The 17,804-nt window shown below is 39.4% G+C and carries 15 protein-coding genes; 1 reads left to right on the top strand and 14 read right to left on the bottom strand.

Annotation, left to right across the window (positions count from 1 at the left end; genetic code table 11):
* Window positions 1-85: 85 nt before the first annotated feature.
* The 6 genes from thrC to ACPC58_RS02520 form a co-directional block, all read right to left on the bottom strand.
* Complete coding sequence (gene thrC / locus ACPC58_RS02545) at window positions 86-1,570, bottom strand: threonine synthase (RefSeq protein WP_434065142.1); 1,485 nt, start codon at window positions 1,568-1,570, stop codon at window positions 86-88.
* A 155-nt stretch (window positions 1,571-1,725) separates the two neighbouring features.
* Window positions 1,726-2,628, bottom strand: a complete 903-nt coding sequence (locus tag ACPC58_RS02540; protein WP_418127578.1) for an ABC transporter permease — start codon at window positions 2,626-2,628, stop codon at window positions 1,726-1,728.
* A 13-nt stretch (window positions 2,629-2,641) separates the two neighbouring features.
* Window positions 2,642-3,598: an oligopeptide ABC transporter permease gene (opp4B, locus tag ACPC58_RS02535; protein WP_434065141.1), complete on the bottom strand. Its 957-nt coding sequence runs from the start codon at window positions 3,596-3,598 to the stop codon at window positions 2,642-2,644.
* Between the two features lies 1 nt (window position 3,599).
* The gene (locus tag ACPC58_RS02530; protein WP_434065140.1) at window positions 3,600-4,541 is read right to left on the bottom strand and encodes an ATP-binding cassette domain-containing protein; all 942 of its coding nucleotides are present in this window, start codon (window positions 4,539-4,541) and stop codon (window positions 3,600-3,602) included.
* Between the two features lie 2 nt (window positions 4,542-4,543).
* Window positions 4,544-5,542: an ABC transporter ATP-binding protein gene (locus ACPC58_RS02525; RefSeq protein WP_434065139.1), complete on the bottom strand. Its 999-nt coding sequence runs from the start codon at window positions 5,540-5,542 to the stop codon at window positions 4,544-4,546.
* A gap of 280 nt (window positions 5,543-5,822) precedes the next feature.
* On the bottom strand, window positions 5,823-7,616 hold the full coding sequence (locus ACPC58_RS02520; RefSeq protein WP_434065138.1) for an oligopeptide ABC transporter substrate-binding protein: 1,794 nt from the start codon (window positions 7,614-7,616) through the stop codon (window positions 5,823-5,825).
* Window positions 7,617-7,826: 210 nt separating this feature from the next.
* Here ACPC58_RS02520 and pbp3 point away from each other — a divergent pair, with 210 nt between their 5' ends.
* Window positions 7,827-9,068 (top strand): D-alanyl-D-alanine carboxypeptidase PBP3, encoded by a 1,242-nt coding sequence (gene pbp3 / locus ACPC58_RS02515; RefSeq protein WP_434065137.1) that lies wholly within the window; start codon window positions 7,827-7,829, stop codon window positions 9,066-9,068.
* Window positions 9,069-9,374: 306 nt separating this feature from the next.
* On the opposite strand, the gene sufB is transcribed toward pbp3, so the two are convergent.
* The 8 genes from sufB to ACPC58_RS02475 form a co-directional block, all read right to left on the bottom strand.
* Window positions 9,375-10,790, bottom strand: coding sequence for a Fe-S cluster assembly protein SufB (gene sufB, locus ACPC58_RS02510; protein WP_172036753.1), 1,416 nt, complete (start codon window positions 10,788-10,790; stop codon window positions 9,375-9,377).
* A gap of 180 nt (window positions 10,791-10,970) precedes the next feature.
* A complete protein-coding gene (gene sufU / locus ACPC58_RS02505) occupies window positions 10,971-11,411 on the bottom strand; it encodes a Fe-S cluster assembly sulfur transfer protein SufU (RefSeq protein WP_434065136.1) in 441 nt (146 codons plus the stop codon).
* On the bottom strand, window positions 11,398-12,624 hold the full coding sequence (locus ACPC58_RS02500; protein WP_434065135.1) for a cysteine desulfurase: 1,227 nt from the start codon (window positions 12,622-12,624) through the stop codon (window positions 11,398-11,400). Before ACPC58_RS02500 ends, sufU begins: the two co-directional genes overlap by 14 nt.
* Window positions 12,625-12,628: 4 nt before the next feature.
* On the bottom strand, window positions 12,629-13,891 hold the full coding sequence (sufD, locus tag ACPC58_RS02495) for a Fe-S cluster assembly protein SufD (RefSeq protein ID WP_434065134.1): 1,263 nt from the start codon (window positions 13,889-13,891) through the stop codon (window positions 12,629-12,631).
* A gap of 16 nt (window positions 13,892-13,907) precedes the next feature.
* On the bottom strand, window positions 13,908-14,681 hold the full coding sequence (gene sufC / locus ACPC58_RS02490; protein ID WP_171989104.1) for a Fe-S cluster assembly ATPase SufC: 774 nt from the start codon (window positions 14,679-14,681) through the stop codon (window positions 13,908-13,910).
* Between the two features lie 171 nt (window positions 14,682-14,852).
* Window positions 14,853-16,037, bottom strand: a complete 1,185-nt coding sequence (locus ACPC58_RS02485) for a glycosyltransferase family 4 protein (RefSeq protein ID WP_434065133.1) — start codon at window positions 16,035-16,037, stop codon at window positions 14,853-14,855.
* Window positions 16,034-16,750, bottom strand: coding sequence for an adaptor protein MecA (gene mecA, locus ACPC58_RS02480; RefSeq protein ID WP_434065132.1), 717 nt, complete (start codon window positions 16,748-16,750; stop codon window positions 16,034-16,036). The genes ACPC58_RS02485 and mecA overlap by 4 nt, the downstream gene beginning before the upstream one ends.
* Before the next feature lie 205 nt (window positions 16,751-16,955).
* Window positions 16,956-17,795, bottom strand: a complete 840-nt coding sequence (locus ACPC58_RS02475) for an undecaprenyl-diphosphate phosphatase (RefSeq protein WP_217375187.1) — start codon at window positions 17,793-17,795, stop codon at window positions 16,956-16,958.
* Between the last annotated feature and the right edge of the window lie 9 nt (window positions 17,796-17,804).

Below are 17,804 nucleotides of genomic sequence, written 5' to 3'. Positions count from 1 at the left end.
GTGGTATCAACATCAACTCAATTAAATATTTTTACTTTAAAAAACAAACTGTCGTTTAAACAGTTTGTATAAAAATATCCATGCATTAAACATCCAAATATCGTTCTACTTCTGCTTGCATATCCGCAGCTGCAACAACGGTATTGTGACGAACCGGTGCAGTTTCCAAACCATCTACAGCTGGTGGCAAGGCTACACCTGAAATCTCATGTAATTTTGCAAGAGCTTCAAAGTCAGTTAAACCTGACTGACCAGTCACAGCTTCAACCGCAACCACAGGGAACTTGTACGGACTAGCTGTTGAAGCAATTACTGTTGGAGTCTGATCACCAGTTTGCTGTACATATTTCTTATAAACTGCAGATGCTACAGCCGTATGTGGGTCTTCAATATAGCCTGACTCCTCATAAACACGTTTGATTTCTGCAGCAGTTTCTTCTTCTGTCGCAAAGGCAGCAACAAAGAAAGATAAAATATCCGGGTCAGCCCCCTGTATCTCATACTGACCAGCTGTGTTCAAGGCTTCCATCAGCTCCGCTGTTTTGACAGCGTCATTACCAAAAAGGTGGAAAATCAAACGCTCCAAGTTTGATGAGACCAAAATATCCATAGATGGACTAGTGGTCACGCGGAAAGTACGGTTCTTGTCGTAAACACCAGTTGAGAAGAAGTCGGTTAGGACATTGTTGTCGTTGGAAGCACAGATGAGCTTGCCAACTGGAAGACCGATCTGCTTAGCGTAGTAAGCCGCTAAGATATTCCCAAAATTCCCTGTCGGAACAGTGAAATTGATCTTGTCGCCCGCCGCAATCTCACCAGTCTTAACCAGCTGAGCGTAGGCATAAACATAGTAAACAATCTGTGGCACTAAGCGACCGATATTCATGGAGTTGGCTGATGAAAACTGGAGTTTTTTATCCGCCAACTTGGCACGAAGATTCTCGTCATTGAACATGTGCTTCACATTAGTCTGAGCATCGTCAAAGTTACCATCAATGGCCACCACGTGAGTATTAGCCCCCGTCTGCGTAGTCATCTGCAATTCTTGGACCTTAGATACCCCGTCACGTGGGTAGAAGACGATGATTTGTGTACCTGGTACATCCGCAAAACCGGCCATAGCAGCCTTACCTGTATCACCAGATGTTGCAGTTAAAATGACAATCTCATTTTCCAGACCATGTTTTTTAGCCGCTGTCGTCATCAAATAAGGCAAGATAGACAGTGCCATGTCCTTAAAGGCAATGGTTGAGCCACGGAAAAGTTCCAAGTTGTACTGACCTTTTAGTTTGACAACTGAGGCAATAGCTGGTATGTCAAACTTGCTATCGTAGGCATTTTTGATACAGTAGTCCAGCTCATCTGCCGTAAAATCATCCAAAAAAGCCGACAAAATCAACTTGGCAATTTCTTGATAAGAAGCATCTTTGAGTACAGAAAAATCCAACTCAACCCTTGGCATGGAAATAGGGGTAAACAACCCACCATCAGTTGCCAACCCTTGTAAAATGGCTTGACTTGCTGATACGGTATTCTTGGCATCACGTGTTGATTGATATACTAATGTCATGGTATCCCTCGTAAAAATCTATTTTTTCTATTCTACCATAAATTGACAGAAAATTGGCAAGATATGAGAAATAGTTCCTTCATTTACTAGAATTTCTTAACGATTAACCAAAAAAATCCAAAATCACATTGATTTTGAATTTTTTTATGTCTATTTTATCCTAAACGTTGTTTAGCATCAGCTGCACGTTGGAAAGCTTGACCGACATAGTTGATACAGAGCATCATCACAAGGATGAATATAGCTGCCGGTAGCCAAATCCATGTCTTATTCTCTAAAATATCTGCATTACGAGCATTGGCAATCAAGGTCCCTAAACTTGGTACTGTCGATGGTAGACCGAAACCAAGATATGTCAATGAAGTCTCAATACCGATATTCCCAGCAAAGTTCAAGGTCAGGTTGACGATAATCAATGAACTTAAGTTTGGCAAAATTTCACGGAACATAATCATGAAGTCGCTTGTTCCCAATGTTTTGGATGCATTTACATAATCCAAACTTGCCTCTGACAAAGTCCTTGTACGGAAGAGACGAGCCTTAGCTGTCCAGTAGAATGCACTCATTATTAAAATGAAATGATAAATAGTATAATCTTTGATTACAGTTACGAATACAATAATAAGCATTGTAACTGGTAAAATCATGATAAAGTCTACTATACGCATTAAGAGGCCATCCAAACGCCCACCATAATAACCCGAAATCAGACCGATTGAGATACCTACTATACTAGTAATGATTGTTATGGCAAAACCTATTACAATTGAATTGCGTGCTCCGATGATTAACTGACCAAAAATGTCCTTACCGCCTTCATCGGTTCCTAAAATATATCCATCAACCCCTGGTTCCAAGTAGCGTCCTAATAGATTTACTTTCATAACTTGTTCCTGATCCAATACTAAGGCACCAATAAAGACTGCCAATAGAACTGTCACCAAGATAAAGAATGAAGCTAATGCAAGCTTATCCTTCGTAAACTCTCGGACAATGACACGGAAACCACCAGGAGGAGTTGAAGCTGATTGTACTTGTTTTTTCTTATCTTTACTCACCATTCTCCTCCTTCTACTTCACAAGGATACGTGGGTCTACAATACTCATGATAATATCTGAAATCAATGTCCCCAGCAAGGTACCCATACCAAAAATTAACAAGAGAGCCAAGATGACACTATAGTCACGGCTTGAGATAGAGTTGAAGAACAATTGACCAATACCGGGATAAGTAAAAATATTTTCGATAAAGATTGAACCTCCGATTAAACCAGTCAATTCATAGCCTAAGAATGACGCAATCGGCAGAATGGAGTTACGGAAAATATGTCGGTTATAAACTACTCTCTCTGGAACACCTTTAGCTCGCGCTGTACGTACATAATCTTGACTTTTTGCATCAATAATTCCTGTGCGGAGATATTGAATTGTGACCGTCGTCGACAGAATAGCCATCGTAATTGCAGGGAGAATCATATGGTGCAGGCGACTCAATATAGCTGCGAATCCTTCTACACCACCTCCAATAGATCCCCGGGTTGGGAACCATCCTAGACTAAAACCAAACATCCATAGCATAAGAATCGCAAATACAAAGATTGGAGTAGAGAAAGTCAAGAAGTTATATACACCAATAATTTTATCTGCCAATGAGTTTTGATAACGACCCGCTATCATACCCAACGGGAGTGCAATAAGATAGGTCAATACCATGGTTAAAAGCGACAACCAAATTGTGTTATTCAAACGTTGTATAATCACATCAATAACAGGTTGTTTAAATAGGATACTTTGACCAAAATCACCTTGCAATAAATTACCAACCCAACGGAAATACTGAATATGGATTGGATCATAATACCCAGCTGCGATACGTTTTTGTTCAATAATTGCAGGGTCAATGTTTGGATCAATCATACCTGTAAACGGATCACCTGGCATCATCTTAGCAACAAGGAAAGCAATGACACTCAAAATAATAATTTGCGGAATCATCATGAGCAAACGACGTAATATTGTTTTCCACATCTTAGTTCTTACCTCCTTCTGGAAGGGCTACCTGATGAGTTGCCGAAAAGGCTTTTAAATCATACACACGACCGTTTTCATCATAGTAACGACCTTGCATTTCTTGATATTCTTTTTCAGCAGCCAAACGCTTTTCTTTATTCTTTAGACGATTGACTGGATCAATCGACGGAATAGCAGACAACAATCGCTTGGTGTAAATGTGTTGAGGATTCGTATAGATATCACTCTTATTTCCTGTTTCAACAAAACGACCGCGATACATAATGAAAAGCTCATCACACATGTGTTGTACAACACCAAGGTCGTGGGAAATAAATAAATAGCTTAGTTTGAATTCATCTTGGATGCGCTTCATATAATTCAATACTTGCGCTTGAACAGATAGGTCCAAGGCAGAAACAGGCTCATCCGCAATTATTAATCGAGGGTTACTTGCCAAAGCACGTGCAACACCAATACGTTGGCGTTGACCACCTGAGAATTCATGAGGATATTTGATGAGTGCTTCTTCATTTAAACCAATTGTGTCCAACAATTGAAGAACTTTTCTCTTTTCTTCATCGGGTGAAAGACGATCAAAATTACGAATTGGCTCTGCAATAATGTCCAAAATACGTTTTTTAGGATTAAAACTAGAAAGTGAATCTTGGAAAATCATTTGAACATCGCGGTTAAAGTTGCCTTTCTTACCACGAGACTTATTCGTTACATCTTTTCCTTCATAGAAAATCTGACCTGAGGTCGCACGTTCCAAACCAATAATTGCCTTACCAATGGTTGATTTTCCTGATCCTGATTCACCAACTAAACCATACGTTTTACCTTCATCAAACTCAATATTAATACCATCTACAGCATAAACATGGTCTGTAACACGGTTGAAGAAGCCACTACGAATTGGATAATGGACTTTCAAATCTTTTACTTCAATAAATCCCACTATTAGGCCTCCTCTTTAAAATAGAATGTCTCATGGCAGGTGCAACGAACAAAATGATTCGGACCTATCTCATGCATGCTTGGATTTTCTTCATGTGCTTCTGCACCAATCCATGGAATGCGTGGAGCAAAGCGGCAACCTGTACGAAGCATTTTTGTAATTGGTGGTACAATCCCTTCAATTACATGAAGTTCTCCACCCTCACTACCTGTTTGTGGATTTGATTTCAGTAGTGAACGAGTGTACGGGTGTTTCGGATTTGTAAATAATTCCTCAACTGGTGCAACCTCTACAAATTGTCCACCGTACATAACTGCTACGCGATCAGCAGTCTCTGCCACAACTCCCAAATCATGGGTAATCAAAATGATACCTGAACCCGTTTCAGCTTGAATATCATTTAGGAGATCCAAAATCTGTGCTTGAATCGTAACATCTAATGCAGTAGTTGGTTCATCCGCAATGATAATTGGAGGTTTACAAGATAATGCCATAGCTATAATTATCCGCTGACGCATACCGCCTGAAAGTTCATGGGGATATTGTTTAAATGTCCGCTTTGGATTTGGAATTCCAACTTGAGCCAACAATTCTAAAACACGTTCTGTACGTGCACTGGAGTCTAAATCAGTGTGATAGAAAAGTGCTTCATCAATCTGTGCACCAATCGTCATCAATGGGTTTAGAGAAGCCAAAGGATCTTGGAAAATCATACCAATATCATTGCCACGCACTGTATTGTACTTAGCTTCATCCATTCCTATCAATTCCATATCATTGTACTGGATGCTCCCTGTAATTTTGGTATTCAAGGGATTGTGCAACCCCATAATTGTTGTTGCTAAAGTTGATTTACCACATCCTGATTCCCCAACGATTGCCAAAATTTCATTTTCTCGCAATGAAATATCAACACCATCTACAGCATCAAAATAGTCATCTCCAATACGGAAACCGACATGCAAATCTTTAATGTCCAAAAGCTTTTTTTCAGTAGCCACGCTTTCTCCTCCTTTTTTCATCAGCTAACCAACCCTATTCAATACTAATACTTACAAAATTCAATTTCCTGAAGAATATGGTCAGCCAATTTGATAACAAGTTATACTAATCAATCAAGTGTTTCATTAAACATGTAAACGGGTACCTTTTGCTCAAAAAACTAAACGTTCGTACTTAGTATACCTTATCTACTATACCATAACTATCTGAAAATTCCAACAGTTATCTGAAAAAAGCCAAACGAGTTGGCTTTTTTCAAATTATTATTAAAACTCAACCTTATTCAGCTGCTACACCTTTATCAGCTGTGAGTTCAATGTTTTCTAACGCGATACCATTTTCTGATGCGGAACCATAGTTAGTATCAAAGTTTTTAACGCGCTTATTCAGTGCAGTAATTGCTTCTGATTCAAATGTTGGAATAGCAAACGCTTGTTCAAAAGCATATTCTTGCCATGCTTTGTAGTTCTTCAAGTTTGTTTTCTCATCAAATGAAGCAACAGAACCAATCGCATCCAATAACTCAGTATTCTTTTCATCTACAAAACGTGACATGTTAAATGGTGCAGTTTCTCCCCAAAGTCCATTAGGGTTTGGATCGTAACCAGTTGACCATCCACCAGCATACATGTCGATAGACGGATCATTAGCTTTGACTGCATCATAGAATGTGTTGATTTCTAAAGTTCGACCAGTATACAAGTCAACATTCAAACCAACTTCTTTCCACCAAGCAATGTATTGTTGAACAAGTGCTTCGTTCGCCTCAGTACGTTTACGAGCAGCAAATGTAATTTTAAATTCTTTTCCGTCTTTGCCTTCACGAATACCATCACCATCAACATCTTTATAGCCAGCTTCATCTAATAGCTCATTAGCCTTATCTGGATCATATGAGTAGCCTTCCAATTCAGAATCATGAAGATCACCAAAGAACGAGATGATTAATGACGTTGCTGGGTGATAAAGTCCATTATAGAGTTTCTCACCAGCTGTTTTCGTATCAATCGCATACGCAATCGCTTGACGAAGTTTCACGTCATTCATCTTAGCATTTTCATCCATGATATTCTTTCCAGATGCTTCATCATATTTACCAAGGTTGAATGAGATGTATTCATATGAAGATTCTAGAGATCCAACAAGGTTAAGGTTAGAGGCATCCTTGTAAGAATCCAACTGGTCTGCTGGCATTTGGGCTATATCATAGTTACCAGCTTTCATTTCAGAAACAATCGTATCCGGTGATACAATATCAATCTTCAATGAACTTGTTTTAGGAGTTGTTCCTTTGAAGTAGTATTCATTAGGAACGTAGGTGATAGACTCACCATTAACGATTTCTTTGATTTTCCATGGACCCATACCGACTAATTTTGCAGTACGTGAGTACTCACTGCTTTCCCATTCTGCAACCGGAATATCTTTGTAGATATGTTCTGGTTGAACATATGCAGGCACATCGCCACCAGCATACATCATTGAAGGTGACATTTCTTTAACGGTCAATTCTACAGTATAATCGTCAACTTTTTTAAGACCTGAGATATCTGAAGCTGTGCCAGCGACAAATTCATCCATACCCACAATGTTCAAGAATTTATCATCAAAACGAACACCTGTGTAATCTTTGCTTGCCATTGCTTTAATTGTGAAAATATAGTCATCAATTGTAAATGGTTCGCCATCAGACCACTTATAGTCTTTACCAGTCAAGCTAACAGTGATTTTCTTACCATCAACATCAAACTCCGCTTTCGCGAGACCTGAATCATCCAACTTACGATCCCCATCGTAACCAAACATTGAAATATCAACCATTCCACCAAAGGTTGAGTCAATCGCAGTCTCTGTTAATTCATCAATTAACAGACCTGATGAAGTTGATGCTGATACCAATGCATATTTCAATTGTGACTCAGCAACTGCTGTACCATCTTGTTTTACTTCTGCTGGGAAAGATAACTCTGCTGTCTCAGAGCTAGAAGAAGATTTAGAACCACACGCAGCAAGTACAGATGCCGAAAGAAGCGTTACACCCGCTAGAGCAAATAATTTAGTCGTCTTTTTCATAGAACACCTCTGTTTCATATAATTCGACATTTTGTATAATGTCTTATGGAATTATTATATCATAAAATTTTCTTAAATCACGTCTTTTTTTTGAAAATTTTACAAAAAACAGATTTTTCAGTATTTTCTAATCTTTTTCTATTTATTTTCAGATTTTATCTCACAATTCTTGTGATATAATGGTAAAGAAATGAGGTTAAAGGATTCATAATGCGTAAAATATTTTTAACACTGCTAACAATGTTCACTCTTTTTCTAGGCATCACCCCTGTACTTGCTGAGGATTTTTCAGTTGCTGCCAAACATGCTATTGCAGTAGAAGTTTCAACAGGCAAGGTTTTATATGAACAAGATGCCCAAACACCTGCTAGTATTGCTTCCATCAGTAAGTTGCTGAGTGTTTACTTGGTTTATGAGGCTTTAGAAAAAGGAGAAATTCAATTAGATACTATGGTGGATATATCAGACTATCCATACAGCTTAACTGCCAATACAGAATTGAGCAATGTAAACCTTGATGCCCGCTCTTATTCTGTCAGCGATTTGCTGAATGCATCTCTGATTACTTCTTCTAATAGTGCGATTATTGCGTTAGCTGAGAAAATTGCTGGAAGCGAAGCTGCTTTTGTTGATAAAATGAAAGCTAAGGTCGCTGAATGGGGAATTACTGATGCAACGATAGTCAATACTTCTGGTCTTGACAATTCTGACTTAGGGGAGAATATCTACCCTGGTTCAAAACCTGATGACTCCAATCAATTTTCTGCTTTAGACGTAGCAATTATTGCAAGACGTCTAATTCTGGACTATCCCCAAGTCTTAAATATCACTTCATTGAATGCCTACGATTTTGGTGGATATACCTACTATAGTACAAATCAAATGCTTAGCGAGGGGACTCACGCTCGTGGTGGTGTTGATGGTTTGAAAACTGGTACTTCTAATTCAGCTGGATCAAGTTTTGTAGCCACGACAACTCAAGCCAATATGAGAATTATTACAGTGGTACTAAATGCTACTGATGGGTTGACAAATTCAGATAATCGCTTTGTAGAAACAAATAACCTGATGAATTATGTCTATAATAATTACTCAGCTATTACTCTCGTAAAAAAAGGGGAAGCTTTTGAGAATAGCTCTGTTAAACTATTTAATGGTACTAAAGCATCCAGTCCTGCCGTTGCAACCGCCGACTTAGTTGCTATTCAAAAGAATACCTCTGAACAACCTGTTACTGCCGCTTTCACCTCTAATCAGACTGAATTTGATGCACCTATCACGTCTGGAACTGTTGTGGGGCAACTAAAAATTGTTGATAACGATTTAATAGGTGTAGGTTATCTTGACAACATAGCCCAAATTGATATGGCAATACCAACTACAATCAAGACAGCTCCTTGGCCAGTCTCTTGGTGGAATCAATTTGTGAGATATGTCAATGAAAAATTATAATCGTTTTAAAATGGGGATGCTCATTTTTCAACATACTTTGAAATAATTCATATAAAAAACGCATAAACCATCGTTCTTTCATAGGAACAGGTGATTTTATGCGTTTTTTTATTATGAGCGACTGTCGTCGCTCCTCATCTCCTACTTCAGTGGGGAGTTTGACGGGCTTGAACAGCTTTAAAGCTATTTGAGTCACAAGGTTATCTGAATTACAAAGAAGAGCGACTTCCGTCGCTCCTTATCTCCAACCTCGGTTGGAGATTTTTTGGCTTTTAGCAAACTCATGTTTGCTAAATTACCAAAAATCTAACCAACCGACCCCTCCATTTCATAGGCAATCAGTCTGTTGAGTTCGACTGCGTATTCCATTGGGAGTTCTTTGGTGAATGGTTCGACAAAGCCCATGACAATCATCTCTGTGGCTTCGGATTCGGATAGGCCTCGGCTCATGAGGTAGTAAAGCTGTTCTTCTGAGATTTTTGATACTTTGGCTTCGTGTTCGAGGGCCACCTGCGAGTTGTGAATTTCATTGAATGGGATTGTATCTGATTTAGAAATTCCATCCATAATAATGGTATCACATTCAATGTGGCTAATCGACTTGGCTGAATTTTTAGCAAAAGTTACTTGACCACGATAATTCACTTCCCCACCGCCACGGGCAATAGATTTAGATACGATAGAAGATGAAGTCCGTGGTGCGTTGTGAATCATCTTAGCACCTGTATCTTGGACTTGTCCTTTATTGGCAAAAGCTATTGACAGCATAGTTCCACGGGCACCTTCGCCTTCCAAGTATACCGCAGGGTATTTCATGGTCGTCTTGGCACCAAGGTTACCGTCAATCCACTCAACTGTGGCATTTTTTTCGGCACGGGCACGCTTGGTTACCAAATTATAAACGTTGTCAGACCAGTTTTGAATGGTCGTGTACCGCATATAGGCACCTTCATGGGCAATGATTTCCACAATGGCAGCGTGGAGGCTGGCCGTTGAGTAAGTCGGAGCGGTACAGCCTTCTACGTAATGAACGCTTGCACCTTCATCTACGATGATGAGGGTACGTTCAAACTGACCTGTTCCTTCATTGTTAATACGGAAGTAGGTTTGGAGTGGAATATCTAACTTAACGCCTTTTGGTACATAGATGAAGGTCCCGCCTGACCAAACCGCTGAGTTGAGGGCGGCTAGTTTATTGTCTGACGGTGGAACGAGTTTTCCAAAGTATTTTTTGAAGAGTTCAGGGTGTTCCTTAAGCGCTGTATCTGTATCTGTAAAGATAATGCCGTGCTTGTCGTACTCTTCCTTCATGTTGTGGTAGACTACTTCTGATTCGTACTGGGCAGAAGCACCTGCCAGGTAAGTACGCTCAGCTTCTGGAATACCAATGCGTTCAAAGGTTTCCTTGATTTTATCTGGCACATCATCCCAGCTACGTGCTGGCTTATCCGACGGTTTTTGATAGTAAACAATATCATCAAAATCTAGTTCGGATAGATCGGCTCCCCAAGTCTGCATAGGCATTTTCTTGAAGGTTTCATAGGATTTTAAACGGAATTCCAACATCCATTCAGGCTCGTCTTTGATACGGGACATTTCACGAATGACTTCTTCGTTCAACCCCTTACCAGTCGAAGCTACCAGTTCCACGTTTTCATCATGGAATCCAAATTTGTATTCCCCAAGATCAATCGGGGTTGGTTCTATTCTTTCTTCTGACATAATTTAAGATACTAAGCCCGTTAAGAAAGCAAATGAAAAATAGAGATTCGATTTCGTGTGCAAACACACGAGGAGATTTATCTTTTTTCATAAGCTCTTAGGGCGAGTTCAATTTCAATTCCAATCAGAAACTGAACAATCCTTTCTGTATGATTTTCGTTTTTGTTATTTTATTGGTTTTCAGTCAGTACTCTCACTGCGTTCCAGTGCTTTCTCCAGGGCATTCCATGGTAAAGTAGCACATTTGATGCGTTGAGGGAATTTTGCGACACCAGCTAATAATGAGGCATCTTGCAGTTCCTTTTGGCGTTCATCTTTTTGACCTTGGACCATTTGTGAAAAGACTTCTGCTAATTCTTGCACGTGTCTTTTTTCTTTTCCAATAACGGCATCCGTCATCATTGAAGCCGATGCAGTTGAAATAGTGCACCCTTCTCCATCAAACGCAATGTCTGTTATAACACCATCTTCAACTTTGACAGACAATTCGATCACATCTCCACAGGTTGGATTGTGAAGTTCTAGCTTTTCCACTCCGTCCAAACTTCCATGGTGATGAGGCGACTTAGAGTGTTCTGAAACAACTGCCATATAAAGAGAATCTAATCTAGATAGGGCCATTGAAAAACTCCTTCGTCTTTATCAAAGCCTCGACCAACTTGTCGCAATCAGCCTTTGTATTGTATATGTAGAAACTTGCTCGAACTGTAGCAGGTACCTGCAAATACTTGAGGAGAGGCTGAGCACAATGGTGTCCTGCTCTTACGGCAACTCCTTCATAATCCAGAGCCGTAGCTACATCGTGAGGATGTAGATGATCTAAGTTAAAGGCAACAAGTCCAGTTCTTTTGGCTACATCCTGACTTCCATATATTGTTAAACCAGGAATGGCCTTTAGTTTCGGCCAAAGATAGGTAATGAGTTCTTCTTCATGCTCACGAACTCTATCCATACCAATTTGATTCAAATAATCAATCGCTGCTGCAAGACCAATCGCACCTGCTATATTCGGAGTTCCAGCCTCAAACTTCCATGGTAATTCTTTCCACGTAGCTGATTGCTCATAGACAAAGTCAATCATCTCACCACCAAATTCAACAGGAGACATCTGGTTCAAAATCTCTTCCTTACCATAAAGTACCCCTATTCCAGTTGGCCCTAACATCTTGTGGCCTGAAAAAGCAAAGAAATCAACATCTAAATCTTTAACATCAATAGCTATGTGTGGAGCTGATTGTGCTCCATCCACTACCAAATAAGCTCCTACTTCGTGTACCAAAGTTGCAATTTGCTTAATGGGTGCAATTGCCCCCAAAACATTGGAAATATGGGCAATGGAGACAAACTTAGTTTTAGAAGACAAAAGTGATTTCAAGTGTTCTACATCAATTTCACCATCTCGTAGATAAACATATCGGAGATGTGCACCGGTTTGTTGACAGGCTTGTTGCCAAGGAATGATATTTGAATGATGCTCCTGGACGGAAATGATTACTTCATCGTCTGGCTGTAGAATTTCTCTAGCAAACTGAGCAACCCAGTTTAAACTCGTTGTTGTTCCGCGAGTAAAGAGAATTTCCTTGCTTGATTTTGCATGAATAAAATCTGCAACCGTTTGACGAGCAGCTTCATACCGAGCTGTTGCCCGCTCTGAAAGGGTATGCACCCCTCGGTGAACATTGGCATTATCCTGTTGATAGTAGTCAGCAAGTACGTCTAGAACCTGCTGAGGTTTTTGGGTGGTCGCAGCATTATCCAAATAAACCAAGGGCTCATCATTGACAAACTGGTCTAAAATTGGAAAATCCTTGCTAATACTATTCAATTCGTTCATAAACTTATCTCTTTGTTAATATTTCATCAATTACTGCGACTAGTTCATCACGAACCTCCTTCACCGGAATTTCTGTAATAACAGACCCAAGGAAACCACGAACAACTAAACGCTCCGCTGTTGCACGATCCAAACCGCGACTCATGAGATAATACATGTCCTCTGGATCAACCTGACCAATGGAGGCCGCGTGACCCGCAGTTACTTCATTCTCATCAATAAGGAGTATTGGATTAGCATCTGATCGCGCCTTATCCGACAACATCAACACACGGCTTTCTTGTTGAGCATCAGCACCTTTAGCACCACGAATAATGTGGCCAATCCCATTAAAGGTTAACGTTCCACTCTCTAAAATAACACCATGTTGAAGAATATGCCCCACCGAATTATGGCCATAGTTGGTTACCCGTGTATCCACACCTTGCACTTGACGACCAGATGATAAAGCTACCACTTTGAGGTTCGCATGACTTCCATTTCCTTTTAAGTCACTATCAAAATCGGCGACGACATTTCCTTGGTTCATTAAGCCGATTGCCCAATCAATACTTGCATCATTACCAAGTAAACCGCGACGTGCGATATAGGTATCTAAATGCTTTCCTAAGCGATCAATCGCAGCAAATTTAATTTGACTCCCCGCTTGTGCAATGATTTCAACAACAATGTTGGCGGAACTAGCCACATTTCCATCGCCCAAACTTTCAAAACGTTCTAAATAATTGAGCTTGGCATTTTTCCCAGCAATGATTAAAACCCGCTTGTTAAAGGCAACCGGACTGGTGCTGTCTTGGTAGAATAAAGCTTCAACAGGTTGCTCAATTTCGACATGGTCTGGAACATAGAGTATTGCAGTTGCATTAAAATAGGCTGTATTGTAAGCTGAAAGTTTGTGTTCATCATAGGCAACAGCTGCACCTAAGTATTTCTCAATGACATCTGGAATCACATCTATGGCAGATGCAAAATCTGTAAAGACGACGCCCTGTTCCACCAAATCCATCGGTAACTGCTCTAAAACAGTTTGACTGCCAACTTGCACCAATTTTGGATTATCACCAAGCTCTGTAAAATCTGGAACTGAACCAATTGCATCATTGGTTTCCAAACGTCCATCTCCTAAATTCCAACGGTGAAATTTAACGCGCTCAACAACTGGCAAGTCTAGTTCGGATACTTTTTCAAAGGCCTTGAGACGGAGATCTGTCAACCAAACTGGCTCTGCCTGTTCTAATGAAAATTCTTGAATTCTATCTTTGGTCATATATCCCTCCAAAGACCTAAATGTCATCTTCTTTGTAGTCAATGCCAAGTTCGGCAGCTACTTGTACGTAACCTTCATTTTCCAAACGTTGTGCCAATTCTGGTCCGCCTGAAAGAACAACACGTCCTTCCATCATGACATGAACAACGTCAGGTGTAATGTAGTTCAACAATCGTTGGTAGTGGGTAATGATCATTGCACCAAAGCCTTCGCCACGCATAGCATTGATTCCTTTTGAAACCACTTTAAGCGCATCAATATCCAACCCTGAGTCAATCTCATCAAGAAGTGCAAAAGTCGGTTCCAACATAAGCAATTGCAAAATTTCGTTACGTTTCTTTTCACCACCTGAGAAGCCTTCATTGAGGTAACGCTCTGCCATTTCTTCTTTCATGTTTAAAAGTTCCATTTTTTCATCCAGCTTAGTGATGAAATCACGAACTGAAATCTTGTCCTCATCTTCTTTACCAGCATTCATAGCTGCTCGGAGGAACTCTGCATTAGTGATGCCTGGAATTTCTGATGGGTATTGCATAGCCAAAAAGAGTCCCATACGGGCACGTTCATCAACTTCTAATTCCAAAATGTTTACACCATCAAAAAGAATCTCACCTTGGGTAACTTCATAACTTGGATTACCCATAATCGCTGCTGAAAGGGTGGATTTTCCTGTTCCGTTAGGTCCCATGATAGCTGCAATTTCACCTGTTTTCAAGGTCAAATTCACACCTTTTAGGATTTCTTTGCCTTCAATTTCCACATGAAGGTCTTTGATTTCTAATACTGACATACTGCACTCCTTGTATTGTTTATCCTCGTTAAAAACTATACGTATCTTTACATCGTGTTTTTATCGGGCATGGATTTATTTTTATAGTCTTTTCTGACAATTTTAATAAATCATATCTTTTACATTATATCAAAAAAAGAGCCAAAGGGCTCTTTCTTTGTCTTCAGAAGATTAATTATTCTCCTTAGTATCCTGCGAATCTGAACGTTTTATTTTTCTCTTTGCAATCATTTCTTGCCGATATGAACTGTTTCCAATAAAACGCAGTAGATTTAGGACAGGTGTCCTATTTTCACCAAAAATTCCAATCAATTCACACAAAATTTCCACACCCAAGGCAAGTGAAACCACCAACAAGACTCCCCCTGCTTGACTGGAAATATTCAAAAGCAAGGACGTTAAGGAAAAAATAAATGAAATCGCGTAAATGACTAACACAGTTCCACGATGCGTCAGCCCTAGTGAGAGTAATCGGTGATGCAAATGCATCCGGTCAGCTTCATAAATCTTTTGTCCAGACAATTTTCGACGAATAATTGCCACCACAGTATCAGTGATTGGAACTCCAAGTATAATAATTGGTGTTACAACCGCAACCGCTGTTGAGTTTTTTAATCCCTGCAAGGAGAAGACGCCAATCATAAATCCAATAAAAAGCGCACCTGTGTCTCCCAGATAAATAATAGCCGGATGGTAATTATAGGGGAGAAAGCCTGCAATCGCCGCAACTAAAACAAAAATCGTCAAACTTAAGAAAATATTACTATCATACAAAAAGAAATAGGATACTATCCCCATCGTTAAGAGGGAAATAATGGATACCCCTGCAACCAAACCATCCAGCCCATCTATCAGATTAATTGCATTTGTAATCGCAACAATCCATAAAATAGTTAAACAAAATGCTAGCCAAGTTGGGAACACGAGTAACGGTCCCCCAAATGGAATTTTAAAACTATCAAAATGAAAATCTGTGAAAAACCAAATGATAAGAGCAGCAAATAAGATACCTAAAAGTTTAGGTAGCGGTGCTAGTTCCCTGACATCATCAATTAATCCCGTCAGGATAATCACAGCACCCGCGACCACGATAGGAAATACATATTCAAAATAGGTGTCAAAAAAGTGAACGCGTGTAACAATAAGGGGTAAGAACACCAAACTGGATATTGCAAAAGAAATAAATATTGCTAGACCACCAGCCGATGGCATTGGAACTTTGTTGATTCGTCTTGCATTCGGGTTATCGACGGCTCCAATTCGTAATGCCAAGAAACGAACCAAGGGAGTAAGCACAACAGCCATAACGATTGTCACTATTAAGACCATAACATACTTAAGCGCAAATGGAATCATACCGTTTGCACCTTTTTCAACTCATCAATGGCCCCATTTCCCAACATCAAGATTCCGTGCTCTTGAAGAAATGGTCGTGTCAATTTGGTATCGTTTGTAAATTCAAGCATGCGAGATAGAATATACTCCGGATACTGCTTTGAACGCTCTGCAACATTAATCAATACTGTCATATAATAGGTTTGTTCCACCTTGTAGAGCTCAGATTCTTCAACTGGATAATCCACTGTTTGAACAAAATTTACCGCATCAATCAAAGCAGGAAATTCTAAGATATAGTAAATATACTGTTCTTGGTATTCATCACTATCTTCTTTTTCAGCATCTTCTAATAGACGAACTGCTTTTGAGTCATGCGTGCTTCGTTCACGAACTGTACGTTCCAAACTTTTCAGCAATTCATCTGGAGTCATTCTTGATACATCGCCTAATTCCGATAAATCTGTAAATTCATCAAAATTTAAACTTTGATCCATTTCAGATTTTGTGACAAAAATATCCACTTTATCCGGTTTTGGAGTAACTCTAAAACTAAGCATTCCACTTTCTCGGAAAGTCATTGGCAAATCCAATTCATCCAATACTGTATAAAAAAAATCTTCCGTCTTTTCTTGAGGGATAAGGAAATCCGCAATTTCCATCCCGCGCTCCTCTAAATCTTCTAATTGGATAGTGATTTTTAGAGTCGAATCACTTATTTGTTTTACTTTCATAACTACCTCATTCATCTAGTACGATACTTCTAGCCTAGATAATATTAATTCTCATACACATCTCTTCCCATTATACTAAAATGCCTCTCGAAAAACAAAAAAAAAGCAAGTTTCTAAACTTTCTGCCTCAACTATAGAAAAACGGCACAAGAAAAGCCTAGAACTACAATCTAGACTTTTTTGCCGATTTAACAACTAAATTATCTTATAAAATGAATGTGAAAAATGAGTAAATCAGTAAGATAGCCCCCAAAACAATCCGGTAGTAACCAAAGACTGTAAAATCATGTTTTTTCACAAAATCTGTCAACATTCGAATGACAACTACTGAAACTAGGTAAGCAGTCACACTAGCTACCAATAATATTAAAACTTGTTCAAGTGACAAACTATTACCATCCAAAAAGTATTTTACAGCTTTTAATCCACTGTAGCCAAACATCGTTGGAATTCCCAAAAAGAAAGTAAAGTCCGCGGCAACAGAACGACTTGTCCCAAGAATAATTGCGCCCAGAATAGTTGCACCAGACCTACTTGTACCCGGTACAATACTTAAGACTTGAAAACATCCAATCAGTAAAGCTATTTTGTAGGACATTTTTTCCAAATTCGTCACTTGTGGCTCAACATCTTTGTTACGTTTCTCAATCCAAATAAAGGCAATACCATAAACTATCAGAGCAATCGCAATCGGCACCATAAAATTGAAATGCGCTTCAAACCAATTATCTAAGGGAACTGCAATGATAATGGACGGAATACAAGCAAGTACTACCTTTGCCCACAATTGCCAAGTTAAACGAATTTCTTTCTGCGTTTTTCCAGGTTGAAATGGATTAAGTCTTTGGAAGTAAATTGTAATAACCGCTAGTATTGCTCCCAATTGGATCACAATATTAAACATCTCAATAAAACTAGCACTTTGTTTTAATTGAATAAATTCTTGCACTAATATCAAATGGCCAGTAGATGAAACTGGCAGCCACTCAGTTATCCCCTCAATAATACCCAAAAAGATGGCTTTCAAAATCTCTATTATCATGATAACTCCTTA

The organism is Streptococcus sp. VTCC 12905 (assembly GCF_049893385.1).
Lineage (GTDB): Bacteria > Bacillota > Bacilli > Lactobacillales > Streptococcaceae > Streptococcus > Streptococcus suis_AA.
The sequence above is the reverse complement of the archived record's forward strand: the minus strand, read 5'-3'. Positions and strand labels throughout refer to the sequence as shown.